The 24,160-nt window shown below is 71.0% G+C and carries 22 protein-coding genes; 10 read left to right on the forward strand and 12 right to left on the reverse strand.

The annotated features are described in order from the left end of the window. Positions 1–320: 320 nt before the first annotated feature. Positions 321–779, reverse strand: a complete 459-nt coding sequence (locus HNV26_RS14480; protein WP_171444682.1) for a GatB/YqeY domain-containing protein — start codon at positions 777–779, stop codon at positions 321–323. A 104-nt stretch (positions 780–883) separates the two neighbouring features. Further along, on the reverse strand, positions 884–1,078 hold the full coding sequence (rpsU, locus tag HNV26_RS14485; protein ID WP_002614080.1) for a 30S ribosomal protein S21: 195 nt from the start codon (positions 1,076–1,078) through the stop codon (positions 884–886). A 111-nt stretch (positions 1,079–1,189) separates the two neighbouring features. On the opposite strand from rpsU, the gene HNV26_RS14490 reads away from it, so the two are divergent. After that, positions 1,190–2,803 (forward strand): HEAT repeat domain-containing protein, encoded by a 1,614-nt coding sequence (locus tag HNV26_RS14490; RefSeq protein WP_171444681.1) that lies wholly within the window; start codon positions 1,190–1,192, stop codon positions 2,801–2,803. 22 nt (positions 2,804–2,825) lie between these two features. On the opposite strand, the gene HNV26_RS14495 is transcribed toward HNV26_RS14490, so the two are convergent. Next, on the reverse strand, positions 2,826–3,737 hold the full coding sequence (locus tag HNV26_RS14495; protein ID WP_026114337.1) for a GGDEF domain-containing protein: 912 nt from the start codon (positions 3,735–3,737) through the stop codon (positions 2,826–2,828). 60 nt (positions 3,738–3,797) lie between these two features. Further along, positions 3,798–4,859 (reverse strand): asparaginase, encoded by a 1,062-nt coding sequence (locus HNV26_RS14500; RefSeq protein WP_171444680.1) that lies wholly within the window; start codon positions 4,857–4,859, stop codon positions 3,798–3,800. Between the two features lie 72 nt (positions 4,860–4,931). Between HNV26_RS14500 and HNV26_RS14505 the strand changes: the two genes are divergently transcribed. The 3 genes from HNV26_RS14505 to truD are packed head-to-tail and all read left to right on the forward strand — an operon-like array spanning position 4,932 to position 8,294. Then, the gene (locus HNV26_RS14505; RefSeq protein ID WP_171444679.1) at positions 4,932–5,918 is read left to right on the forward strand and encodes a DsbA family protein; all 987 of its coding nucleotides are present in this window, start codon (positions 4,932–4,934) and stop codon (positions 5,916–5,918) included. Positions 5,919–5,925: 7 nt separating this feature from the next. Further along, complete coding sequence (locus HNV26_RS14510; protein WP_171444678.1) at positions 5,926–7,263, forward strand: DUF4388 domain-containing protein; 1,338 nt, start codon at positions 5,926–5,928, stop codon at positions 7,261–7,263. After that, the gene (gene truD, locus HNV26_RS14515; RefSeq protein WP_171444677.1) at positions 7,260–8,294 is read left to right on the forward strand and encodes a tRNA pseudouridine(13) synthase TruD; all 1,035 of its coding nucleotides are present in this window, start codon (positions 7,260–7,262) and stop codon (positions 8,292–8,294) included. The genes HNV26_RS14510 and truD overlap by 4 nt, the downstream gene beginning before the upstream one ends. Before the next feature lie 92 nt (positions 8,295–8,386). On the opposite strand, the gene HNV26_RS14520 is transcribed toward truD, so the two are convergent. Next, positions 8,387–9,796, reverse strand: a complete 1,410-nt coding sequence (locus HNV26_RS14520; protein ID WP_171444684.1) for an OmpA family protein — start codon at positions 9,794–9,796, stop codon at positions 8,387–8,389. A gap of 17 nt (positions 9,797–9,813) precedes the next feature. After that, positions 9,814–10,131 (reverse strand): DUF4398 domain-containing protein, encoded by a 318-nt coding sequence (locus tag HNV26_RS14525; RefSeq protein WP_171444676.1) that lies wholly within the window; start codon positions 10,129–10,131, stop codon positions 9,814–9,816. A gap of 77 nt (positions 10,132–10,208) precedes the next feature. Between HNV26_RS14525 and HNV26_RS14530 the strand changes: the two genes are divergently transcribed. Next, positions 10,209–11,264 carry a HEAT repeat domain-containing protein gene (locus HNV26_RS14530; protein WP_171444675.1) on the forward strand — a complete coding sequence of 352 codons (1,056 nt, stop codon included), beginning with the start codon at positions 10,209–10,211 and terminating at the stop codon, positions 11,262–11,264. Beyond that, entirely contained in the window at positions 11,261–12,226 is a 966-nt protein-coding gene (locus HNV26_RS14535) for an N-acetylmuramoyl-L-alanine amidase-like domain-containing protein (RefSeq protein ID WP_171444674.1), read from the forward strand. Before HNV26_RS14530 ends, HNV26_RS14535 begins: the two co-directional genes overlap by 4 nt. 6 nt (positions 12,227–12,232) lie before the next feature. On the opposite strand, the gene HNV26_RS14540 is transcribed toward HNV26_RS14535, so the two are convergent. Next, positions 12,233–12,715: a putative signal transducing protein gene (locus HNV26_RS14540; RefSeq protein WP_140865075.1), complete on the reverse strand. Its 483-nt coding sequence runs from the start codon at positions 12,713–12,715 to the stop codon at positions 12,233–12,235. 83 nt (positions 12,716–12,798) lie between these two features. Further along, positions 12,799–13,161 carry a response regulator gene (locus HNV26_RS14545; protein WP_026114334.1) on the reverse strand — a complete coding sequence of 121 codons (363 nt, stop codon included), beginning with the start codon at positions 13,159–13,161 and terminating at the stop codon, positions 12,799–12,801. A 169-nt stretch (positions 13,162–13,330) separates the two neighbouring features. On the opposite strand from HNV26_RS14545, the gene hpf reads away from it, so the two are divergent. The 4 genes from hpf to HNV26_RS14565 all read left to right on the forward strand — a co-directional run bounded on the left by hpf (position 13,331) and on the right by HNV26_RS14565 (position 17,134). Then, a complete protein-coding gene (gene hpf, locus HNV26_RS14550; RefSeq protein WP_090491726.1) occupies positions 13,331–13,690 on the forward strand; it encodes a ribosome hibernation-promoting factor, HPF/YfiA family in 360 nt (119 codons plus the stop codon). Between the two features lie 144 nt (positions 13,691–13,834). Then, complete coding sequence (locus HNV26_RS14555; protein ID WP_171452813.1) at positions 13,835–15,787, forward strand: MXAN_5187 family protein; 1,953 nt, start codon at positions 13,835–13,837, stop codon at positions 15,785–15,787. Between the two features lie 137 nt (positions 15,788–15,924). After that, a complete protein-coding gene (locus HNV26_RS14560; protein WP_171444673.1) occupies positions 15,925–16,257 on the forward strand; it encodes an SMR family transporter in 333 nt (110 codons plus the stop codon). Between the two features lie 52 nt (positions 16,258–16,309). Continuing rightward, positions 16,310–17,134, forward strand: coding sequence for a class I SAM-dependent methyltransferase (locus HNV26_RS14565; protein WP_171444672.1), 825 nt, complete (start codon positions 16,310–16,312; stop codon positions 17,132–17,134). Position 17,135: 1 nt separating this feature from the next. On the opposite strand, the gene HNV26_RS14570 is transcribed toward HNV26_RS14565, so the two are convergent. The 4 genes from HNV26_RS14570 to HNV26_RS14585 are packed head-to-tail and all read right to left on the reverse strand — an operon-like array spanning position 17,136 to position 24,145. Beyond that, positions 17,136–18,785 (reverse strand): ATP-binding protein, encoded by a 1,650-nt coding sequence (locus HNV26_RS14570; protein ID WP_171444671.1) that lies wholly within the window; start codon positions 18,783–18,785, stop codon positions 17,136–17,138. A gap of 10 nt (positions 18,786–18,795) precedes the next feature. Then, positions 18,796–20,166 carry a periplasmic substrate-binding domain-containing protein gene (locus tag HNV26_RS14575; RefSeq protein WP_171452814.1) on the reverse strand — a complete coding sequence of 457 codons (1,371 nt, stop codon included), beginning with the start codon at positions 20,164–20,166 and terminating at the stop codon, positions 18,796–18,798. Then, on the reverse strand, positions 20,163–21,521 hold the full coding sequence (locus HNV26_RS14580) for an FG-GAP repeat domain-containing protein (RefSeq protein ID WP_171443313.1): 1,359 nt from the start codon (positions 21,519–21,521) through the stop codon (positions 20,163–20,165). Before HNV26_RS14580 ends, HNV26_RS14575 begins: the two co-directional genes overlap by 4 nt. Then, complete coding sequence (locus HNV26_RS14585) at positions 21,518–24,145, reverse strand: penicillin-binding protein 1A (protein WP_216612284.1); 2,628 nt, start codon at positions 24,143–24,145, stop codon at positions 21,518–21,520. Before HNV26_RS14585 ends, HNV26_RS14580 begins: the two co-directional genes overlap by 4 nt. Between the last annotated feature and the right edge of the window lie 15 nt (positions 24,146–24,160).

Here is a 24,160-nt window from a genome sequence, read left to right on the forward strand (position 1 = left end):
CCCCTGGGCGGGCCCAGCCCCTGCATCCTGCCCGACAGGGCTGACGTCGCCTGCCCACCGGCCGACCTGGCGGATCATCCCCATGGGGGCGGAAGCCGGAGCGCTCGCGAGGGCAGGGAGTGGTTGCGGCATGGGGTGGACTCCTGAGGCCCCTGCACGCGACTTCCGCTGGGGGGAGCGGGGGGCACGGCGGGACTGACCCAGGCACTTAATGACGAGGGGCCGACGGAGCAAGTTTCCGCATCCCTGTCCAGCCCTTCAATGCAAAGGCGCCGCCGGTTTCCCGACAGCGCCAGCGCTGATCTCAGAACGGTGGAGGCTCAGGAGAGCTTCGCGAGCTCCGACTTCACGGCCTCGGAGATGGCTCGGCCTTCCGCCTTGCCGTGAATCTTGGCGTTCAGGTTCTTCATCACCGTGCCCATGTCCTTGGGACCCTTGGCGCCCGTCTCGGCGATGGCGGCTCGGACCTCGGCGGCCAGCTCGTCGGCGGTCAGCTGCTTGGGCAGGTAGTTCTGAAGGATGCTGATTTCAGCCTCTTCCTTCTCCGCCAGCTCCGGGCGGCCACCCGTCTTGAACTGCTCCACGGAGTCACGGCGCTGCTTGATGAGGCCGGCGATGATGGTGAGGACTCCCGCGTCATCCAGGACGGACGCGCCGGGCTCCACTTCCTTGTACTTCACCGCGCTCTTGAGCATCCGCAGCACGCTGAGCGTCAGCTCGTTCTTGGACCGCATCGCGTCCTTCAGGTCCGCGTCGATCCGCTCCTTCAGGGTGGCCATGGTCGCAGCTCCGGAGGGTAAGACGTTGTTCAGGGGGACTTCGACGGCGGGAGCCAGGGCACCTGACATCGGTGGCGCCCCGGCTCCACGCGCGAGGCACGCGCCTAGAACGACTTGCGGGCCTTCTTCACAGCGCGCTTCTTGGCGGCGAGGGCCTTCTTCTTCCGCTTCACGGAAGGCTTCTCGTAGTGCTCGCGCTTACGGATCTCGGAAAGGATTCCAGCCTTCTCGGTGGCCTTCTTGAAGCGCTTGAGGGCGCTCTCGATGGACTCTCCTTCCTTCACTCGGATACCGGGCATGCAGTCACCTCCTTCCGCCGTACGTAGATGTGGGTGTAGATCAAAAGGGGCAGCGGGTATGACCCACTGAGAGGGAAAACGCAAGGACGCTGGACGAAAAGGCTAAGTCGGATGGACTACACTGTCCGCCTCGTGAGCCCAGCCCTCCTCCTGGTGGTACTCCTGACGACCGGCCAGCAGCAGGGAGGGACGCCCACTCGTGAGTGTTGGATGTCCTGCCAGCGGCACGTGACGGACCCGGCCTTGCGCGCTCGGACCTGCGGCAGCTGCCTGCCGGGTGGCCGCGTGGATTCCTGGGTGCAGGGCCTGGCGGGGCAGCGGCCCATTCCCCGGGCGCCGCTCGTCTCCGCCAGGAAGGACCCGGACTGGCGGGTGAGGTGGGCGGCGGTGCGCGCGGATGCCAGGCGTCAGGGCGTCACGGAGCGCCGGGCCCTGGCGGATTGGGTCATGGAGGAGCCGGCGTCGTCCAACCTGACGGCGTGTCTGACGGCGGCGCGCGCCGCGGCGGAGGCCGGGGCTTCCTCCGCGAAGTTCCTGCGAGATGCCGGACCTCGCGGCGCCAACGCCGCGGCCCGCGTGTGGGGGCGGCGGGAGGCCATTCGCGAGGCGCTGGAGTTGGAGCTGTACGCGGAGGACCTGGCGGTTCGGAGCTCGGCGCTGGCCCACCTGGCCGGGTTCCTGGGCCGCAAACCCGCACGCGTCCTTCTGGACGCCATGGCGAAGCGGCCGGAGAGCGTGGATGCGGTCAGCGCCAGCGCGCTCAAGGTGGTGGCCGGGCGCAGCCGGTCGTCGGTGGGACGGATGCTTCTGGATGAGGCGAAGCCCGCGGAGGAGGCGCGCATCAACCGGCTCTTCGCTGTGTATTCGAAGGAGCTGGAGGGCATGCAGCCGGAGCTGACCGTGGCGGATCCACTTCAGCGCCGACGCGCGGTGGAGTCGTTGCGAGTGTATGGGCCGCTGGCGATGCGGGAGCTGGAGCGGGCGCTCGGTGACTCCGACCGGTGGGTGCGCCGGGATGCGGCGCGGGCGCTGGCCGAGGCGGAAGGCGTCCCGCTGCGCACGGCGGCGGAGCGGCGCATCGAGTCGAGTGACGCGACGCAGGCTCGGCCGTGGCTGGAGGCCATGGCGAGGGAGAAGGGGTGCGCGGCGTTCTTCCTGGGGACGGCTCGGGACAAGGCGCTGGCCGCGTCCGTCCGAGGGGCCGCGCTGGCGCAACTGGCGGACTGTGGCGAGGGGGCCCGGGACCGGGTGTCCTCGGTGGAGCCGTTTCTGACAGATGCGCAGCCGCTGCTGCGGGCAGGGGCCGTGCGGGCCTTGAGCGGTTTGACGACGCGGCAGCCGGGAGTGGCGGAGGCCACCTCGCGTGCGTTGGGGGACGGGGCGCCTGAGGTGGTGAGCGCCGCACTGGAGTTGCTGACACTTCAACGGCAGACGTCCCGAGGCGATGAGGCCGCGATGCTGCTGGAGTCGGAACATGTGGTGGTGCGCACCGCCGCCGCGGAGGCGCTGGAGCAGATTGGCCGCGCGTCACATGTGAAGGCGCTGGCCGGGTGTCTGCGGGAGGACACGGAGGCCGCTGTGCGGGTGGCCGCGGCAAAGGCCCTGGGCCGGATTGGTGGAGCGCAGGCGGCGGCCGCGCTATCGGACGCAGCGGCGCGCGACCCGGATTCCCATGTGAAGCACGTATCGCGCGAGGCGCTCCGGCGACTGGGCTTCGGCCAGTAGGCGCGGGGGCCGCGCCTGAAGTTCAGAGCCCGCTGATGGCCTTCGCGTCCACGCGGTTCCGGCCCGCGCGCTTGGCGCGGTACAGATACTTGTCCGCCGCGGCGATGAGGTCCTCGGGCTGGGAGAAGTCCGAGTCCAGCAGCGTGGCCACGCCCAGGCTGATGGTCACCTTGATGGGCGTGCCACTGAAGACGAAGTCGGCCTTGTCCACGGCGTACCGGCAGCGCTCCGCGCACGCCAGGGCCTGGTCCTCGGCGGACTCGCGCAGCATCAGCGCGAACTCCTCGCCGCCGTAGCGCGCGAGCAGGTCCTCGGTGCGCACCGTGTCGCTCACCCGCTGGGCGATGCGCGTCAGCACGTAGTCACCGGCCGGGTGGCCATACGCGTCGTTGATCTTCTTGAAGTGGTCCACGTCGAAGAGGACCAGCGACAGCGGCACCCGGTGGCGCAGGCAGTAGCTGAACTCCTTGCGCACCGTCTCCAGGAAGTACTTCTTGTTGTAGACGCGGGTGAGGCCGTCACGCGTGGCGGACTCATAGATGCTGCGCTGGTACTGCTCCTCCAGCGCGTCCTGGATGGAGAACTTGAGGACGGTGTTGGAGCCGATCTGGATCTTGTCGCCGTCGTAGAGCGGGGCGGCGTTGACCTTCAGGCCGTTGAGGTACGTCCCGTTCGTGCTGGCCAGGTCCACCAACTGGAACCGGCCGTCTCCCAGCGCCACCACCTTGGCGTGCTTGCGGGAGATGCCGTCATCCTCGACCTGGAACTGCGCCTCGGAGCTGCGCCCCAGGACGACCTCGGAGCGGTCCAGCTTGAACATCCGCCCGATGCCCGCCGCGGACTTGGCGCTGATGACGATCAGATACGCGCTCTGCTGCTGGGCACTGCCCAGCAGGTCCGAAATCGAATGGACGGAAGTTTTCTCCTCGGACATCGCGGCACCCATCTTACGGGCCGCCTTTTCGCGGCGGCAAGCATACTGCCCGACTCTCCACTACTCTCCTCGGAGCCGCCGAGTGGCGGGGGGGCCGGCGGGGGCTTCCCGAGCGACTGTCGGCCTTCCGACGGTCAATTCTCCGGTCACCGGGGTCTGGATGTAGCGCGCCAGGGCCCCGGAAGAGCGGGAGTGGTAGGCCAGCCCCTGCATCAGCTTCACCAGGGCCGCCGACGGCGTCATGTCCGCGCCGCCCATCGCCCCGGCCTCCAGGGCCGCCGCCCCGGACTCATACAAGGAAAGGTCCACGCCATTCCGGTGCGCCTGGCTCACCACCACCACCGGGACGCCCCGCTCGCGCGCCTGGAGGAAGAGGGGCGTCAGCGAGCGCCCCAGCTCCGGGGCGATGGGGAAGTTACCTGCCCCGTAGGCCTCCAGCACCAGTCCCCGGACGTGCGGTAGCAGTTGGAGCGGCAGCGCCGGATCCAGCCCCGGGTACACCTTGAGGAGGAAGACCCTGGCATCCAGCCGCTCATAGAGGCGGAAGGCCCCGCGGGGCTTGAGGCCCGGCTCGAAGGTGGTGTCCACGCCCAGCGTGCCCAGCACGGGGAAGTTGGGGCTGTCGAAGGCGTCGTACTCGGACACCTTCACCTTGCGCGCCCGGTTGCCCCGGTACAGGCGCGAGTCGAAGCAGATGGTGACCTCGCGGGGGCCGTGCAGCGCGGACAGCACCGCGTCGATGAGGTTGAGCCGCGCGTCCGAGCGAATCTTGCCCAACGGCCGCTGCGAACCCGTCAACACCACGGGGCAGGGCGGGTTGCGCAACATGAAGGAGAGGGCGCTCGCGGTGTAGGCGAGCGTGTCCGTGCCATGGGTCACCACGGCCCCGTCGAAGTGGGGCAGGCGCGCGTGGAGGTGCGCGGCCATCCGGCTCCAGAGCTCCGGCTGCATCTCCGAGCTGTCCAGGTTGCTGAACAACTCCAGCTCGATGTCGGCCAGCTCGAACAGCTCCGGCACGCGGGCCTTGAGTGTCTTGAAGAAGGCCGCGGGCTTCAGGGCGGACGGGCGTCCCCCGGCCATTCCGAGCGTACCCCCGGTATGCAGCAGCAGGACTCTGGGCATGATGAACAGGCGCTTCCCTGCCAAGGCTGGCGTTGCTTTACAAGCCCCGCGCGCGTCGCTAAGACCCGCCGCGTGCTCCTTTTCTGCTGGAAGCGTGTCGTTCCCCTGCTGGCCGTCGCGGTCCTGACGGCCCCAGGGTGCAAGAATCCCGAGAGCGCGGCCCCGACGGGTGGACCGTCGGCGTCGCCCGCCCCGCAGGCTTCCGCCGCTCCGGCTCCGGCCGAGCCCGCCGCCGCGCCCGTGGACCCGGCCGCCGCCGTGTCGGGCATCCCGGGCATGGACTTCTCCTCGCTGTCGCCCACGGCGAAGCGGGAGTTGGGCACGGTCTTCAATGACGAGTTCTGCTACTGCGGCTGCCCCCACACGCTGGGCGCCTGTCTGAAGTCGCACACTTCCTGCAAGCACGCCCGGCGCATGGCGCAGCTGGCCGCGCGCAGGGTGTCCGAGGGCAGCCCCGCCACCGAGGTCATCCTCTCCCTGTCGACGTACTACTCCGCCTTCCGCGACCCGCGGGCGCAGTTCAAGGTGGATGACCGGATGTGCATGGGCCCGGCTGGCGCGCCGGTGACGGTGGTGGAGTTCTCCGACTTCGAGTGCCCGTACTGCGCCAAGGCCCGCCCGGTGCTGGAGGCCTTCGCCAGGAAGCACGCGCAGCAGGTGCGCTTCTGCTACCTGCCGTTCCCCCTGTCCATGCACGCCAACGCGAAGCCGGCCGCGCAGGCGGCGCTGTGGGCGAGGGACCAGGGCAAGTTCTGGCAGATGCACGACGCCCTCTTCGCGCACCAGTCCAACCTCAAGCCCGATGCGATTGCCGCCCTGGCGACGTCGCTGGGCCTGGATGGCGCGAAGCTGGCGGCGCTGCTGAAGACGGACGCGTATAAGGAAGAGCTGGACGGCTACCGCAGCCAGGGCCGCGCGGCGGGCATCAGCGGCACGCCCTCCGTGTACTTCAACGGACGTGCGCTGGACCTGTCCTTCGTGGAGGCGGAGATGCTGTCGCACAGCCTGGAAGACGAGCTGGAGTGGTCCGCCAACAAGAACGCCTGGGCGGCTGACTGACGCCGCCATGACACCCCGCTTCCGCATCGACGCGTCGGCGCAGCTCGTCCCCGAGGACCGGCATGTGCCTTCACCGCTGGCGGGGCGCTCGGGGACGTACGCGCTGATGGCGACGGCGCCCGACCTGCTGGTGTTCTCCCGCACGCCCGCGGAGGGCGGCTCCATCCCGTTGCCGCGCGTGGTGCTGGCGGGGGACGCGGGCGGCTTCCCGCTGTCGGACCTCATCGCCTTCCTCAGCCAGTCGCGCTGGAGCGGCGTGGTGCGCGTCCACTCGCCGGGCGGAGAGCGCTCCGTCACCCTGCGCGAGGGTGAGGTGCGCGGCGCCTCCTCCGACGACCCGGCCGACCGGCTGGGCGAGGTGCTGGTGCGGATGGGCTACGTGGAGCGCGCCCAGGTGGAGGCGGCGCTGCGTGAGCAGCCGCCCTCCAAGGTGGGGCGCTCGCTGGTGGAGAAGGGGCTGCTCAAGTCGCACGACCTCTTCAAGTGCATCACCCACCAGGTGAGCGAGATCTTCCACGCCATCGTCCTGTGCCGGGAGGGGACCTTCTTCCTCATCGACCAGCCGGTGGAGGACAAGTCCGGTCACATCATCCAGTTGTCCACGCAGAGCCTGCTGATGGACAGCATCCGGAAGATTGACGAGATGGCGCACTTCCGGAAGCGCATCCCCCACGGCCGGCTGTACGTGACGCGCAAGCGCGCCTCGGACGGCAAGCTGGAGGAGGACGAGGACCGGGTGCTGGGCCTGCTCGACGGCCGGCGTACGATTCTGGAGCTGGGGCACGCGGCGCGCCTGTCGGAGTTCGACGTCACCAGGGTGGTCTTCCGCCTGCTGGAGGGCGGCTTCGCCTCGGTGACGGACAAGCCGCTGATGGTTCCTGGCCCGGGCGTCCCGACACCGATTCCCCAGCCGTCCGAGCGCACGGCGCAGGCTCCGGCCCGCGCGCCCGCGCGCCCGGTGGTGACGGTGGATCCACGCCCGGTGGCCCGCGTCTTCAACTTCATCTTCCGGGAGATTCGCGACGAGGTGGCCAAGCAGGGCATGGATCGCGAGTTCATCGCCGCGGCCAACGCGGCCCTCTCCGGTCAGGGCCTGTCGTCGTCGCCGGTGCTGGAAGGGCTGGCCTTCGCTCCGGATGGCAGCCTCCCGGAGAACAAGCTCATCGAGAGCTTCGAGCGCCATCGCGCGCAGCTGGGCAGTGAGCCCCTGGCGACCTTCAGGCAGGCGCTCAGCGACATGATGTTCTTCCTGCTCTTCCAGGCCGGTGAGTTGCTGGAGTCACGCGCGGACGAGGACCTGGCCCGCCGCGTGAAAGAACTGTTGTCCACGCTCGAGGTATCGTGACGGATTCTGGTTGGCCGCGACTGACGGCGGAGGTGCCCGGCTGTGGGGGCGCCTTCAAGCTGGTTCCCGAGGACTTCGAGGTCGAGGAGGTTCCCGCCTACCTGCCTTCCGGCGAGGGCGAGCACCTCTACCTCTGGGTAGAGAAGCGGGGCCGTGACACGCGTGAGCTGGTGCGCGCGCTGGCCGCGTCACTGGGCGTGTCCGAGGACGACATTGGCGTGGCGGGGATGAAGGACCGGCACGCCATCACCCGGCAACTGGTGTCCGTGCCCGCGCGCGCCGAGCCGAAGGTGCCGGAGTTCGCCCTGGACGGCGTCCAGGTGCTGTGGACGAAGCGCCACGGCAACAAGCTCCGCACCGGGCACCTGCGGGGCAACCGCTTCCGCCTGCGCCTGCGCGACGTGAAGGATTCCGGCGCGGCGCGGGAGACGTTCTCCCGGCTGGTGGCGCAGGGCGTGCCCAACTACTTCGGCGAGCAGCGCTTCGGCCGGGCAGGGGACAACGCCGACCTGGGCCGGTTGCTGGTGCTGGGCCAGCGGCTGCCGAAGCGGCCGGACCGTTTCCAGCGCAAGTTGTACCTGTCCGCCTTCCAGTCGCGCCTCTTCAACCAGGCGCTGGCGGCGCGGCTGCACGCGGGGACGCTGGCCACCGCGCTCGTCGGCGACGTGCTGCGCAAGGAGGAGACGGGCGGCCTCTTCGTGTGCGAGTCACCCGAGGTGGACGGCCCCCGCGTGGCCGCCTTCGAGGTGAGCCCGGCGGGCCCGCTCTTCGGGCCGAAGATGACGGCCTCCGCTGGCGCCGTGGCCGAGCTCGAGGCGCGGCTGCTGACGGAAGCCGGCGTCACGCCGGAGGACTTCAAGCGCGGCGGTGGTGAGACGGAAGGCAGCCGCCGCCCCTACCGCGTCCGCCTGGGCTCGCCCGAGCTGACCGTGGAGAAGACGGCGGACGGCGAGGACCTCTGGCTCACCTTCGAGCTGCCCCGGGGCGCGTATGCCACCGAGGTCCTCCACGAGCTGCTCAAGGACGGCTGAGCCCGGAAACGACGACGCCTCCGCGGGCGCGAGGCCCCGGAGGCGTCTGGTGCGTCGTGCCCCGGCCAGGTGCGGCCGGGGCAGGGCGGCTGCTACTCCGCCACCTTGAATTCGGTCCGGCGGTTCATCGCGCGGCCCGTCTTGGTGCTGTTGGGGGCAATGGGCTGCGTCTCGCCAAAGCCCACGGCCTGGATGCGGCCCGGGTCGATTCCGCGGCGGAGGAGCTGCGCCATGACGGCGTCCGCGCGGCGCTGGGACAGCCGCAGGTTGGAGGCGTCGTTGCCCATCGAGTCGGTGTGGCCCTCGATGCGGATGCGCTTGATCCACGGCGCGTCGCGCAGGGCCTGCGCCACGTCGTCGAGCACCGCGGTGCTCTGCTTGCCGTAGATCTTGTGCGAGCCGGAGCTGAAGAGGATCTGCTTCTTGATTTCAATCCGGTCGCGCTTGATGACGACCATCTTGTACTGCTTGGCGCAGCCGCGCTCCTCCTGGACGCCCGGCTCCTCGGGGCACGCGTCCAGCCGGTCCACGATGCCGTCACCGTCGGTGTCCTTGTCCGGGCAGCCGCCGTTCTCCGCCGGGCCGGTCTCGTTCGGGCACTTGTCCTGGACGTCCGGCGTACCGTCGCCGTCGTTGTCCAGGTCGGGGCAGCCGTCCTCGTCCTGGAAGCCGTCCTTGTCCTCGGGCTCGTCCGGGCACTTGTCGTCCACGTCGAGGACGCCGTCACCGTCCTTGTCGACGATGGGGCAGCCCAGGTTCTGCATGGGGCCGGCCTCGTTGGGGCACTTGTCGGCCGTGTCGACGATGCCGTCGCCGTCGTTGTCCAGGTCGGGGCAGCCGTCCTCGTCCTGGAAGCCGTCCTTGTCCTCGGCCTGGTCGGGGCACTTGTCCTCGGAGTCGATGATGCCGTCGCCGTCGCGGTCCTTGGGCGCCTCGGCCGGGCAGCCCTGGTTCTCCGGCACGCCAGGGGTGAGCGGGCACTTGTCGTTGCCGTCCAGCACGCCGTCATTGTCGTTGTCCGGGTCGGGGCAGCCGTCCTCGTCCTGGAAGCCGTCCTTGTCCTCGGCCTGGTCGGGGCAGGGGTCGTCCTTGTCCAGGATGCCGTCCCCGTCGCTGTCCGTCTCCTCGATACGGACCACCACTTGCGGCTGTTGCGGCTGCTGGGGCTGTTGCGGCTGCGGGGCCTCCGGCCGGTCGCGGACCAGCACCTGGCGCGGGCCACAGTTCTTGGAGAGCTCCAGCGCGCGGGTCACCGCGGCGTCGGCGGTGCGTGCGTGGGTGTCGGCGCGGCCGCTGTTGCCCTGGCTCAGCTCGCCACGGGCGAAGTCGAGGTGGGCCTCGGCGGTGGCCAGCTCCACGGGCGCGCAGCGCAGGGCGCCGCTCCGGCGGGCGCGCTCCACGTTGGCCGCGAGCACCTCCGTGTCCGCGCGAATCTTGCTGCCGCTGACACAGGAGAGGGAGAAGAGGAGGGGAAGCAGCGTGACCAGGGAAGGACGCGTCATCGGGAAGCGCTCGGTCATCAGGGGTTCGGACTGCGGCCGCCGGGCTCGGTGCTTCCGGCCACGGCCATGGCCTTCTCGCGGGCCTCGTTGGCGTAGCGGGAGGCCTTCACGGCGAAGTCGACGCCGGCTTGATAGTCGGAGTACCCCACCTCCTCGCGGGCCTTGCCGATGTACAGGTTGGCGGCGGTCCACTCGTAGGGAGCGAGCTTCTCCGCCCCGGCGGTGCGCGCGGCCTGAATCTGCACTTCAGCGTCGAGGATGTTCGCGGTGGACTTCACGGGGCCGCACGCGGTGAGCGTCCCCGACACCGCCACCAACGCCATCAGCTTCTTCATAGGGTGGCGCCTTGAGAGAGAGGTGAAACCTGGCGGTCGTATCAATCGCCCCCAGGAGGGTCAAGAATCGGGCAGACGTGCCGGGCGGGGAACCGGGCATGGGGTGGGACTTTGACGGCCGGCGCCGCCCTTGCCATCGTCGGGGGCCCGTGCCTCCGTCCGTCCGCCTCGTCCTCCTGCTCTCGCTGCTCCTCCCCTGGACCGCCCTGTCCGGACCCGCGTCCGCCGCCAAACGGAACTCCCGGCGCGCGGAAACGGACGCGGTCATCCAGACCGTGGTGCAGGGGGGCGCCGTCCCCCCGGCCATCTCCCGCCTGCGTTTCCTGCGCGAGGAGCCCTACGCGGCCCGGGAAATCGCCACCACGCTGCGCACCGTCCATGAGGAGCGGCTGCGCCGCAACCTCACCGCGGTGCTTGCGGGGCTGGGAACGCGCGCCGCCGAGCCCACCCTGGCGGGCCTGGCGTCGGATGAGGACAGCGCGGTGCGGATGTATGCCGCGCAGGGCCTGGCGAAGCTCAACAGCCGCCTCACCCAGGTGCTGGTGCCGTTGCTGGAGGACAAGAGCAGCGGGGTCCGCCGCGAGGCGGCGCGGGCCCTGGGCGCCTCACGCAACCCGAAGATGAGCGCCCTGTTGGTGAAGACCGCCCGGAAGGAGCCGGAGGTGGAGGTGCGCGCGGCCCTGCTCGCCGCCGCGGGGGAGGCCGGGGACGCCAGGCAGGCGTCGGCCCTCAAGGAGTTCCTCGCCAGCGATTCGGAGAGCACCCGCTTCGCGGCGGCGCGCGGCCTGTGCCGGCTGGGCTCGCCGGAGGGCTTCGCCTTCGCGGGCAAGCTGCTCGGCTCGGATGACCGCTTCGTGCGCCGGCAGGGCCTGGAGCTCTACGAAGGCGTCAGCGCGAAGAAGGCTTCGCCCGCGCTCAAGCCGCTGCTGGAGGACAAGGACCGCGCGCTGGCCGCCAGCGCCGCCCGCATCCTCCACGAGGGCGGGGACGCGTCGATGTTGGAGTGGCTGGTGCTGGCGTCGTGGAACGCGAAGTCCGACGAGAAGCTCGCGTACGAGCGGGAGCTGGAGACGCTCCAACTGCGTGACGACCGGCGCAAGGCCATCCTCCGCAAGGCGGGTGTCGCGCAATGAAGGTTGTCGCGGTCCTGGCCGCGGCCCTGCTGTCGCAGGCGCCGGCGGTCCCCACGCCCCCGGAGGACGGTGACACCCGGCCCGGTGCCGAAGCGCTCCTGGAGTCGCCATCGGCGTCCAAGCAGCTCGCCACGGCCCGGCCGGTGAGGCCCAATGGCTGGGTGGGGCTCAGCGCGGAGGCGCGCGCCGCGCTCGTGTCGGAGGACGCGGACGCGCCGCTGGCCGGGCGCCTGCTGCGGATGAGCGAGCGCTTCATCAACACGCCCTACGTCCTGTCTCCGCTGGGCGAGGGCCAGGGCGTGGACCCCGACCCCACCTTCCGGTTGGACGCGGTGGACTGCCTCACCTTCGTGGAGCAGTCGATGGCGCTGAGCCTCGCGGGCAGCGAGGACGAGGTGGCGCCGCTGCTCGAGCGCATCCGCTACGCGAATTCGCCCACCTATGAGGACCGCAACCACCTGATGGAGGCGCAGTGGCTGCCCAACAACATCCGCAAGGGCTTCCTGACGGATGTGACGCGGCGCTACGCGGGGGATGACGCCGTCACGGTGACGAAGTCGCTGACGAAGGTCACCTGGCAGTCGCGCTCGTCGCAGGCGTTGGGCCTTCCCAAGGCGCAGCAGGTGGTGGGCACGTACCCGCTGAACATGTTGCCCCTGGAGCGGGTGATGGCGCACGCGCGCGACATCCCCTCGGGCACCATCCTGGTGGTGATGCGCGAGGACCTGCCGCTGAAGGCCACCCGCATCACCCACCTGGGCTTCGTGGTGCAGCGCAAGAAGCGCACGTACCTGCGCCACGCCTCGCGCGGCGGCTACAATCGCGTGGTGGACGAGGACCTGGAGACGTTCCTGGCCCGCAACGGCCGCTACTCGAAGTGGAGGGTGACGGGCGTCAGCCTCTTCGAGCCACGCCGCCCCGATGTGGCGAGCGGCGGCTCGGTGGCGCGCCCGGTGCCCTGAGCGCGTTCAGTAGGCCGGTGGCGGCGCGGCGGGGGATTCGGTCTCCCGCTCCTTGGCCTCCGCGGCGGGGGATTCGGTCTCCCGCTCCTCGGCCTCTGCGGCGGCCGCGGCCTCGTCGTTGGTGGCCAGCTCCCGCAGGCGCTCCTGCTCAATCAGCGTCGCGGCCCGGACCTGCTGTTCGGCGGGGACGTGGATTTCCCACCAGGGCAACACGTTGCCAGTGGTCAGCTTGTCCACGACGCCCGAGCGGCCCGCGCGCACCAGGACGGGGATGTTCGCGTCCTGGAGGAGCTGCGCGTAGACCTCGGCGGTGAAGGGGTCCTCCGCGGAGCCGGCCCGGACGAAGACGCGGGTATCCAGCTCATGCGGGAGCGGCAGCCCCCTGCTGCGCATCTCCTCCGCGCTCACGAGGAGCGGGTTGCCTGGACAGTCAGCACACGCGTTGACGCTGTCCTGATACTCGGAGCCGCACCTGGCACAGTATTTCATCGCCGTCCCTCCAGCCCGTGGGTGTCTGGAGGGAAATAGTAGGTCCGGTTCCCGTGGACGGCACCCGGGGCCCGTCACTACGTTCAGTGCCGCGCTTCGTCGCCCAGCCTGCACACCGCGGCGCTGAGGCGCTCCACGTCGATGGGCTTGCGCAGCACCACGTCACAGTGTTCGGAGCCCTGCACCTGTGTGTAACCGGACACGAGGATGACGCGGGCCCGGGGTTCGCGCTCCTTGACCTTCTGCGCGAGCTCGGTGCCGCACATGCCTGGGAGGGATTCGTCCGTCACCACCACGTCCGGGTGCTCGGCCTCGAACATCTCGAGGCCGGCCAGGCCATCCGTGGCCGTCTTCACGTCGAACTCCGACTCCAGCAGCTCCGCCAGCAGCTCCCGGCTGTCCCCGTCGTCCTCGACCAGCAAGACCTTGATTCGTTCGGCGCCCATGCCCTTGAGAAACCCGCGCGGCGGTGGGGATTCGTCCTTCCCGGATGCGAGCGCTTCGCTGCCCAGTCGGCTGGAGAGCAGGGGAGCGTCAGGCGGGCTCCATTAATGGGCAGGGGGTGGCTCACCACCGGGCGTCAGGCTGCCCATCTTTGGGCTCGGAGGAAATGCCATGAAGGTGTTGCTGCGTGGAGTGCACCTGAACCTGTCGGATGCTCTCAAGTCGTATGTCGACGAACACCTGGTGCGCCATATCGAACGGTTCGCGGATGACGAGGCAGCGGAAATCGACATCTCGCTGGTGGACACCAACGGGCCCAAGGGCGGCATGGACAAGGAATGCCGGGTCACGGTGCGACTGCCCGGGCTCTCCTCGGTGCATGTGACGGAGACGGCGGACTCGTTGTTCCCCGCAATCGACGCGTCGCGTGACCGGTTGGAGACGAGCCTCAAGCGCATGCTGGGGAAACGGCGCGACGTTCATACCAACGGCCTGCCCGAGGACGTGGCGGCCGACGTTCCCACCTATTAATCGCGGTTGGCGGCAGCAAGAGCCCGGCTACCCAGGTCGTACACCTGGCGGCCGGGCTCGTCGTGTCCAGTGCCCGAATCTTGCTGGGGCCGAACGGTGAACGCTATAAGCGGAACCCTTCAACCTCGGGCTAAAAGGACGGCGATGGTCCGCCTCAAGTTCCTCGTCTTCGCATTCCTGGTCATCGGACTGGGCGTTGCTCATCTGCCGATGCTGTCGGGACCGCTGCGCGAGCGCGCCGTCGCCGGAGCATCGGCCCAGGCTTCCGCGGGCGCCGCCGAGGTGGCGCGCCGTGTGGACTCTCGTCGTGCCGAAGTGCAGTCGCTGGCGCTGAAGCTCGCGGCCATGCCGGAAGTGGTGTCCGCCGCCGCGCCGCCGCTTCCGGAGCAGCCCGCGCCGCGCAACCCGCGCGAGCGTGAGCGTGAGCGCGTCGAGGTGGATGCCGCCGCCCTCGCCTTCACCGCCGAGCGCTTCGCCGCGGTGCGCAGCGCCGTTGAAGTCTTGATTCCCCAGGAACTCAAGGGCGTGGTGGTGGCCGTGGTCGCCCAGGACACGCAGTTCCACGCGGTCGCCGGGGCCGAGCCGTCCTCGGACGCGGCGAAGCTGGACGTGGTGAGCCTCGTCAAGTCCGGGGCCAGCGTGGTGGATGCCTTCGGTGCGCCGCATGCCTTCGCCGCGGTGCCGCTGTCGTGGAACGCCGGAGCGCCGGTGGTGACGCTGGTGCTGGGCGCGCCGCTGCTGGACGAGGGCGGGCTGGAGGCCGCCGTCCAGGCGTCGGGCGCGGCCGCGCTGGCGCTGGTGAAGGGCGACGCGCTGGCGGGCGTCGCCGGTCCGCAGAAGCTGCTGGCGGAAGGCTCGCTGACGAAGGTCGGCGCGGATGCCTCGGGCGTGGTGCTGAGCACCGGCAAGTTCCTGGAGCTGGGCCCGGTGGCGCTGCCTGTCTTCACCCAGAATGACCCCCTGGGCGGGAACGCCCCGTTGATGGTGGGCTCGCGCCGCGCGTTGGCCAGCACGCCGCTGGAGGTGCTCGCCATCGCCAGCACGCAGCCGGTGTTGGGTACGCTGGCCGCGTATCAGCAGAACGCGCTGTTCGCCCTGGCGGGCCTGCTGGGCCTGAGCCTCCTGTGGACGCTGATGATGGGCTCCGGCCGCAAGGCGGCTGACGCGGAGGCGTCCAGTGGCGGCTCCGACACGCTGAGCCTGTCGGCCGCCATGGCCTCGGCGCCCGCGCCGGCCGCCGTCACGCCGCCGCCGGCCCCCGCGCCCGCCGCGGACCCGTTCGCCTTCGCGCCGCCGCCCGCCGCTCCGGCTCCCGCCGCGGACCCGTTCGCCTTCGCGCCGCCGCCGTCGGGCGATCCGTTCGCGATGTCGCGCCCGGCGCAGGCTCCCGTGGACGATCCATTCGCGTTCGCCCCGCCGGCGCCGCCTCCGGCTCCCGCGGCGGACCCGTTTGCCTTTGCCCCTCCGGCGCCCGCGCCCGCGGCGGACCCCTTCGGCTCGGCCGAGGCGTTCCCGTTCCCCGCGCCGCCGCAGCAGCCCGCGCACGCGGGAGCGATGCCGTTCGAGTCCTCACCCGAGTCCTTCGGTGGGCCCGAGCCACTGTCGCCCGCGTCACCTCGCCGGGGCGCGTTCGCCTTCGAGGACCAGCCCACGGCGGCGTACTCGCTGCAACAGGCGGCGGACCCCTTCGCCCTGGCGGCCTCCCAGGCCGCACCGGACAGCCCGGAGACGACGCGCGTGGCGGCGATTCCGCGCGAGCTGCTCCAGGCCAGCGTGCGGCCTCCGACGTCGGACGCCATCCCCATGCCGCCGCCGCGCTCCGCCCCTCAGCCCGCCGCGATTCCGCTGCCGGGCCTTGGCAACTCCGCGGTGGCGCTCACCGACGAGCAGCACTTCCAGGAGGTCTTCCGCGAGTTCCTCACCACCCGTGAGCGGTGTGGCGAGGCGGCTGACGGCCTGACGTACGACAAGTTCGTGCAGAAGCTCCGCAAGAACAAGGAGCAGCTCGTCCAGAAGTACGCATGCAAGACGGTGCGCTTCCAGGTCTACGTGAAGGAAGGCAAGGCGGCCCTCAAGGCCACGCCCATCAAGGACTGAGCCCGCGCGCGGCCCTGGCCGCTGCTGAAGCGCGGAAGGCCCGTGGTCTCCTCGAGAGGCCGCGGGCCTTCTCATTTCGGACGTTCGCGCGGGCCGCCTTCGGAGCCAGTGGTTATAGAGGCCCGCGGAGGCGGTTCATGCACAACGCGGTCTATCTGGGGATTGCCATCGCGGCCGAGGTGGTGGCGACCTCGGCGCTCAAGAGCTCCAACGGCTTCACGCGGCTGGGTCCGTCCCTCCTCGTGGTGCTGGGCTATGGCGTGGCCTTCTTCTGCCTGTCCTTCGCGTTGAGGACCATCCCCACGGGCATCGCCTACGCCATCTGGTCCGGGGCGGGAATCGTCCTCGTCTCCGGCGTGGCGTGGCTCCTTCACGGCCAGCGCTTGGACGTCCCCGCGCTCGTGGGCATCGGGCTCATCCTGGCGGGCGTCATCGTCATCAACACCTTCTCCAGGTCGGCGGCGCACTGAGGCGCCTGGCGGAGTTCGCCCGGGAGACGTCGTTGATGTCAGGAGGGGGACGATGCAGACGCGGTACGTGCCGAACCTGACGGGGATTCCGGAGACGATGCTCTGGACGCTGCACTGCCGGGCAGGGGAGGCGAAGCGGCCGGACGGCGTCCTGAAGGACGCGGAGGCGCTGCGCATCTACGGCGCCATCGACTACGACTTCGAGAAGTCCTTTGGCCGCGCGGAGCCGTCCCTCGCGATTCGCGCGGTGGCGATGGACCGGTGCATTCGCGCGTGGCTGGCCACGCACCCTGACGGCTTCGTGGTGTCGCTGGGAGAAGGGTTGGAGACGCAGGCGCAGCGGCTGGACAACGGGCAGCTGCGCTGGCTGAGCGTGGACCTTCCGGAAGCCGTGGCCATCCGGGAGCGCTTCCTCACGCCGAACGAGCGGCTGATGCACTTCCCGGTGAGCGCGCTGGAGCGCGCATGGATGGACCGCGTGGACGCCAGCAAGGGCGTGTTCATCGTCGCGCAGGGCCTCTTCATGTACTTCGAGGAAGACGACGTCCGTCGGCTCATCGTGGACATCGCCGAGCGCTTCCCGGGCGCCGAGCTCCTCTTCGACACGATTCCCCGCTGGTTCTCGCGGTGCACGCTCAAGGGGCTGCGCCGCACTCGCGCGTACCAGGTGCCACCCATGCCCTGGGGCATCAACCGCGACGTGCTGGAGGCGACGCTGCGGCGGTGGGCGCCGCGAATCCGCCAGGTGGAATTGAAGCCCTACAGCTTCCCGCGGGGCTTCTTCCGGTACGGTTACAGCGGTCTCAACATGCTGCCCTGGGTGAAGGAACGGTTGCCCGCGCTGGTCCACGTCCGCTTCGCGGAGCGCAGCGTCTGAGTCAGGCCGTGCGCGGCAGCACGAGGCTGAAGCGCGCGCCGTGGCCGGGCTCTCCGCCCACCTCCAGCTTGCCGCCGTGCTCCTGGAGGATGCGCGAGGCGATGGCCAACCCCAGGCCGGTGCCGCCGTCCTTGGTGGTGAAGTAGGGCTCGAAGATCCGGGCGCGGTGCTCCAGGGGGATGCCGGGGCCGGTGTCCTCCACCTCGACGATGGCGTCGGCTTCGGTGGAGCGTACGCGCACGCGCAGGGTGCCACCCGTGGACGTCATGGCCTCCTCGGCGTTCTTCACCAGGTTCACCAGCACCTGGGTGAGCTGGTCGCGGTCCGCCCGCGCCACCACGCCCGTCTGGAGCGTGGGCAGAATCTGGATGCCGGCCGGAGGCGTGGCGTACAGCGCCAGCACGCTCTGCGCCAGCTCGCCCAGGTCCACGGGCGCCAGCTGCGGCTTGGGCATCCGCGCGAAGTGGCTGAACTCGTCGACGATGCGGCGCAGCCGGTCCACTTCCTCCAACACCACGCCCGCGCTCTCCTTGAACATGTCGGGGAAGCGCGGGTGCTTCGCTTCCTGCGCGGCCTGGAGCGTCTCCAGCGACATGCGGATGGGCGTCAGCGGGTTCTTGATTTCGTGAGCCAGTCGCCGCGCCACTTCCTGCCACGCGGCGATGCGCTCGCTGGCCATCAGCCGCTCGGTGGTGGCCTTCAGCTCGGATGTCATGCGGTTGAACGTCCGCACCAGCTCGCCCACCTCGCCGCTGGCCTCCACCGTCACCTGGGACTCCAGCGCGCCTTCGGCCACGCGCCGGGCGCCCTCGGTGAGGGCCTCCACTGGCCGCGTCATCCACCGGGACACCAGCAGGCCCAGCAGCACCGCGAAGGTGCCGCCCAGCGCCGCCAGCAGGAGGAAGGCGCGCATGACGCCCTGTTCCGCTTCACGCGCGGCGGCGCGGCTGAAGACGAGCCGCACCGTGGCCGCGTCTCCCAGCGGGAGCGCCTTCGTCACCGTCGGCGGTTCGGCCGTGCCGGCGCTGGCCAGGGGCGTGTCACCCGCCAGCAGCGTCACCTGCGTCTGGGTGAGGCGGGCCAGGTGCTGCGCCAGGCTCTCATCGAGCAGCACGCCGCCCACGGCCCACAGCCGCAGGTCCCCGAAGTCCACCGGGCGCGCGGTGACGAGCGCCGGAAGCTGACGGAGTCCGGAGGCCGTGCGCACGTCCACGCGCACTGGCACGGGCCGGGGTGACTTCTGCCGGGTGACGGCGAAGAGGGCTGGGTCCGGGTCTCCCCGGCGCGCGGGCAGGTGGCCGGAGGAGAGCACTCTTCCTTCGCGGTCGAAGAGGGTCAGCACGCTCAGGCCGCGGCTCTTCATCAGGGCCTCGGCGGTGCCGGCCTGGATGGCGCGGGTGGGGCGGTCGCGGGCCTCGCGGGCCAGGTCCTCCATGCTGGTGCTGTCCACCAGCTCCTCCACCGCGCGGCGGGCCGTGGCGCCGGAGCGCTCCAGGGACTCTTGCGCGGAGGCGGTGGCGGCCTCCATGCGCGCGTCCAGCTCGCGCGACAACGTGTCGCGCAAGCGGGTGAGGGTGGGGGGCACGACGACCGCGAGCGGAACCAGGGCCAGCAGGGCGAAGGCGAGCGCCAGCCGCGTCCTCAAGCGCATGCCGTTCTCCTCAAGGACGTCCTCCCATCGCCGTCCCCTCCGGTGGAAGCACATGCAGTCCGTCCAGCGAGGGCAGGCCTTGTGCATCCATCATCACCCCGCCCACGTCCGGAGCGAAGCGCATTCCCAGCCCCTGTACATATAGGGGGACCAGGGGCACGGACGCGGCCAGGGCCAGGGCCCGCTCGCGCGCCCGCGCGTCCCGCGCCGCGGAGGACGCAAGCGCGCCGATGGCGGGCAACTCCACGCCCAGCAAGTCCTTGCGCCCACCGGCATCCAGCACCACCGCCAGCGCAGGCCCGGGGATGGGGGGCAGCAGCAGCGCGTGCAGCATCAGCTCGAAGTCGCCCTGGGCCCAGCGGGCGCGCAGGGCCGCGCGCGGGAGCGCCTCCAGCGCCACGGTGTAGCCGCGCTCGTGCAGCTTCACCTGGATGCGCTCCGCCACCGCGCGCTGGTCCTCCACCGATGCGTCGTAGCGCAGCGTCACCGTCCGCGCGGGGCTCACCGGCGGCGCGGACGGACGGGGGCGCGCGGGCGCGTCCATCATCGCTGGCGGGAGCAGGTGCGGCATGGGCTGCGCGGGCGCCTGGACGAAGAGTCGGGTCAGGTCCTCGCGGTCGATGGCGCTCTCCACGGCCTGCCGGAAGTCCGGGGGCAGCCGCCGTGGGGAGAACGCCAGGAAGGTGGCATAGAGCGGCGCGCCGGCCGTGGTGTCCGTCTCCGACGCGACGCCCAGCTCCACCTGGACCTGCCGGGACGACCACAGCCGCGAGAGGCCGCGCTGGTCCGTGGCGGTGAGCAGCAACCGGTCCAGGTACGGGCGCCCCTGGGGCCAGGCCGTCTGCGCCTCCAGGGCCCCGCGTCCCGCGGCGGTGAAGGGGCCAAGCGCGTTGGGGGAGGCGGGCGGCGCCAGCGCCGGATGGCACAACGCGCGCTCGAGGTCCGGCCAGGGGTAGGCGAGCGTCAGCTCCAGCGTGGCGCCCTGGGGCGTCACCTGCCGCGCCTCTCCGCGCAGCGGATGGAAGAGGGCCCGGTACGGGGATGCGCCGTCGCTGCTCGCCAGCCGCATCCATGCACGCGCGAGCGCGGTGGCGGACGCGGGGGTGGGCAGGGTGATGCGCAGGGACTGGGGCGTGGGGCGTGACAGCTCCCGCGCGAGCGCGGGCTCGAAGCCGCCGTCTCGCGTGGCACGGCACACCGGTGGGGAAAGCAGCCCCAGCAGCGTTGCTTCCAGGGGCGTGTCGGCCAGCGCGGGCTCGGCCACTTCCGGCGGGCCGCCATGGGCGACGCGCAACTCACCCCCGTAACGAGGCCGGCCGGCCGCCTGCGCGGCCGAGGACGCGAGCAGCGCGAGGCAGGCAAGGGTGGAGCGGAGTCTCATGGCGCCCCCTGACGCAGGAGGAACAGCTCGCTGGTGCCGTCCGGCTTCCAGATGCCCACGATGACCTCGCGGCGCTTGTCGCCGTCCAGGCGGGCCGTCACCACGTACAGCGCGCGGCCCGTGGGCAGGGCGCCCTGCCACAGCGGTTCGTGCGTGCCGGGGTCGTCCCCGGAGGTGCCGTGCACGCGCAGCACATCGGGGGCGGGAGTGAGCTGAGTCGAAGTGGTGATGAGCTCCGGCACGCCGTCCCCATCCAGGTCTCCCAGCGCGCTGCCGGCGCCCAGGTTCGTCCAGCGCGCCGGGGCCGCGCCCGCGTGCGCGTAGAAGGCCGCGGTGCCATCCGGGTGGACGAACAGCATCCGCTGGGCATCCATGCTCGCGGTGGTGAAGGGCGCGGGCACCGTCAGCGCGCGGCCCTCCGCCAGCTTCAGAGTGGGCGCGAAGGCTGTCTGTCCCGGAACGAAAGTGCCTCGCTCGGTGGCGCCCAGCGGCGCCGTGTCCAGCGTCCCCACGGCGCGCAGGGTGGCGCGGGCCTTGTCCAGCGCCAGCAGCTCGCCGTGCGCATGGCGGGTGCTCCACGCGGCCAGCCGGGGGGGCCCTGGCAGGAATGCCAACGCGCCAAAGGGCTCCCGGGTGGTGGCGCTTCCCGCGGGCAGGGAGTCCAGCTCCTTGCGCGCGACGAGCCGCCCCTCCGCGTCGAAGACGGCGACGTCATGCTCAGTCAGCGCCACCACTTCATCCCGGCCATCCCCGTCCAGGTCCCCGGCGGCGAGCGCCGCCAGGGGATGCTCCAGCCGCGCCAGCGCCGCGCCCAGCAGACGGATGCCTTGAGGGCCCGTTTCCGGGGGCGACGTGGGCGAAGTGCCTGCGCCCTCCAACGCGAGCGCCAATACGGTCGGGTCCGCGGGCACCGTCTCCACCAGGGTGGCGGCGGGTTTGGGCGGCCGCGTGGGTGTGCGGCCGGACCAGAAGTTCACCCAGGTGCCAATCACATCCCCCCGGGCGCGCAGCTCGCCGCCCTCCACGTCCAGCGAGAGCCGCACCAGCGTCCGGGCACCTTGCGCGCGCGCCAGCGCCTCGGCGGCATCGGCCGTGGGCGCCTCCAGCACCACGGGCGGCAGGCCCGCGGAGGAGAGCTGCGAGGCGAGCATCGTGCTCACCGCGCGGCGGAGCTCGGCCGAGCCGCCCGTGACATTCACCGCCACCGGCGACTCCACGCCACGCTGCGCCCGCACGGCCCCCGTCACCTGCCGGGCGAGCCGGGGAATGGCGGCGGTGGTGTCGGACGCAGGCGCCGCCCGCGCCGCGAGCGTGGCCAGCAAGGGGGCGAGCAGCAGGGCTCGGGTAGGGCTCACAGTCCCCGCCTGCTGCCTTCGTCGAGGAAGAACTGGTCGGTGGTCACCTGCCCCGGCGGCGGCGCCTCCGCGGTGGGCTGCGTGCCTTCGAGGAAGGGCTCCAGCCGGCCCGGGACGGAGTTGCCCGCCAGCAGTCCGCTGATGGGGTCGATGCGCACTTGCACGACGCCGGGGGGCACCTCGAACTCCCGCGTGGGCAGCCCCTCGTGGGCCACGCGCATGAGCTGGAGCCAGATGGGCAGCGCGGCGCGGCCACCCGTCTCACTGCCGCCCAGCGGCGCGTTGTTGTCGAAGCCCACCCACGCGCTGGCCACCCAGTCCGCCGTGTAGCCGGAGAACCACGTGTCGCGGGACTGCTGCGTGGTGCCCGTCTTGCCAGCGGCGGGGCGCTCCAGCGCGAGCACGGCCCGGCCCGAGCCGTCCTCCACCACGCTGCGCATCAGCGACGTGGTGAGGTAGGCCACCGCGGGCGGCAGCGTCTCCTCGAAGGCCGGCTGATGCTCCTCCAGCACCTTGCCGCGCGCGTCGCGCACGCGCAGCAGCATCAAGGGCTCCGCATAGCGGCCACTGGCCTGGAGCGTGGCGTAGGCGTTGGCGGCCTCCAGCATCGTGACTTCACCGGTGCCCAGGGCCAGCGTGAGGTTCTCCGGCAGCGGGGAGTGGATGCCAGCCCGGCGCGCGAAGTCGATGGTGGTGGCCGGGGTGAGCGCTTCGATGAGGCGCACGGACACCGTGTTCTTCGACTTCGTGAGCGCCTCGCGCAGCGTCATCGGCCCGTGGAACTGGCGGTCGTAGTTCTGCGGCTTCCACGTCTTGCCCGTGTACGGGTCGCGGACGGCTTCGGGAGCGTCATTGACCTTGGACAGCGGCGTGTAGCGGCCACTGCCCATGGCGGCGGCGTAGAGGAACGGCTTGAAGGACGAGCCAGGCTGCCGCTTCGCCTGTGTGGCGCGGTTGAAGGAGGAGCGCTCCGCGTCGTAGCCGCCCACCAGCGCCACCACGTGCCGGTTCTCCGGACGGATGACCACCAGCCCGCCCTGCACCTCGGGCACCTGGTCCAGCGTCGCTTCCACGAAGGCTGGCGCGGGCGGTGCCTTGAGCACGCGCACGAAGACGAGCTGCCCCTCCGTGAAGACGTCGGAGATCTTCTTCGGCGCGCTCCTGCCCTTCTGCCGCGCCCAGGAGACGGCCGCGAAGGCCACCTCGGCGGTGCGGCCCACCAGGTCCACGCGCGCCACGTTGCGCTTGTCGTCGACCTGCATGACGTAGCCCGTGAGGCGCAGGCCTTCCTCCATGGGCTTGAGGCGCACGGACTGCGCCAGGAGTTGGTCCGCGGAGAGGGGCGCCTCGTCTTCGGGCGACAGGTCCGGCCGCTGCTCCTCGGTGCCTTCCTCTTCCAGCGCGTCCAGGGGGGCACCCGCGGTCTCGGGCGTCTTCGGCTCTTCCTTCTCCACCTTCGCCAGCGCGGACAGGTCCGCGACGTAGCCCTGGTCCTTCTGCCGGCGGCCCGCCTCCTCGATGCGCGTGGCGATGAGGGCCCGGTATCGCTCCCACTGGTTCTTCTCCAGCGCGCCACGGGGACCGCGGTAGCCCTGGCGCCGGTCCACCGCCTCCAGGCCGTCACGCACCGCCTGCTCCGCCGCGAGCTGGAGCTTGGGCACCATGGCGATGTCCACGCGCAACCCGCCCTCCATCACCGCCTGCTCACCGTAACGCGCGATGAGCGTGCGGCGAATCTCCTCCGTGTAGTACGGCCCCACCACCTTGCCTCGCCGGGGAGCCAGGACGATGGGCTTCTCCTTCTCCGCCTCCGCCACATCCGCGGACACGAAGCCGTTGCGTGCCATCTGGTCCAGCACGTAGCGCTGACGCGACTTCGCCCGCGTGATGTTCGTCACCGGGTTGATGCGGTGCGGGAGCTGCACGGTGCCCGCGAGCACGGCGGCCTCGCCCACATTCAAGTCCTTGGCGTGCTTGCCGAAGTAGAAGAGCGCCGCCTCCTCCATGCCGTAGCGGCGCTGCCCGTAGTAGGACTGGTTGATGTAGAGCGAGAGAATCTGGTCCTTGGTGAGCGCTTCCTCCACGCGTGGCGTGAGAATCCACTCGCGCGCCTTGCGGGAGAAGCTGCGCTCAGGGGTCAGCAGCAGGTTCTTCACCACCTGCTGGGTGATGGTGGACGCGCCGGACTTGCGGCTGTTGGGGATGAGGTTCTTGATGGCCGCGCGGGTGATGCCGAAGAAGTCCAGGCCCTCGTGCTTGTAGAAGTCCGCGTCCTCGGCGGCCAGGAAGGCGTTGCGGACGTGGGGCGGCAGGTCCTCCACGCGAATCAACGTGCGCCGCTCGTGCGCGAACTCGGCGCAGAGCGTGCCGTCACCGCACGTCACCTTCGTCACCTGCGGCGGCTGGTAGTTGCGCAGCGCGTCCACGGAGGGCAGGTCCTGGCTGTAGTACGCGTAGCCGCCCGCCGCGGTGATGGCGCCGAGCAGCAGGCACACGAGGCCGGTGATGAGCAGCCGCTTCGTCCAGCGCCACAGCCGGGCACCGAACCCCGGTCGCGAATGCGGTGCGGGGGGAGTGGGTGTGGAGGAGTCGGGCGAAGAGGGCATCTGGGGAGCCGTGGTCATTGCGCTGGAAAGAAA

Origin of the sequence: Myxococcus xanthus (assembly GCF_013116825.1) — a bacterium.
Classification (GTDB): domain Bacteria; phylum Myxococcota; class Myxococcia; order Myxococcales; family Myxococcaceae; genus Myxococcus; species Myxococcus xanthus_B.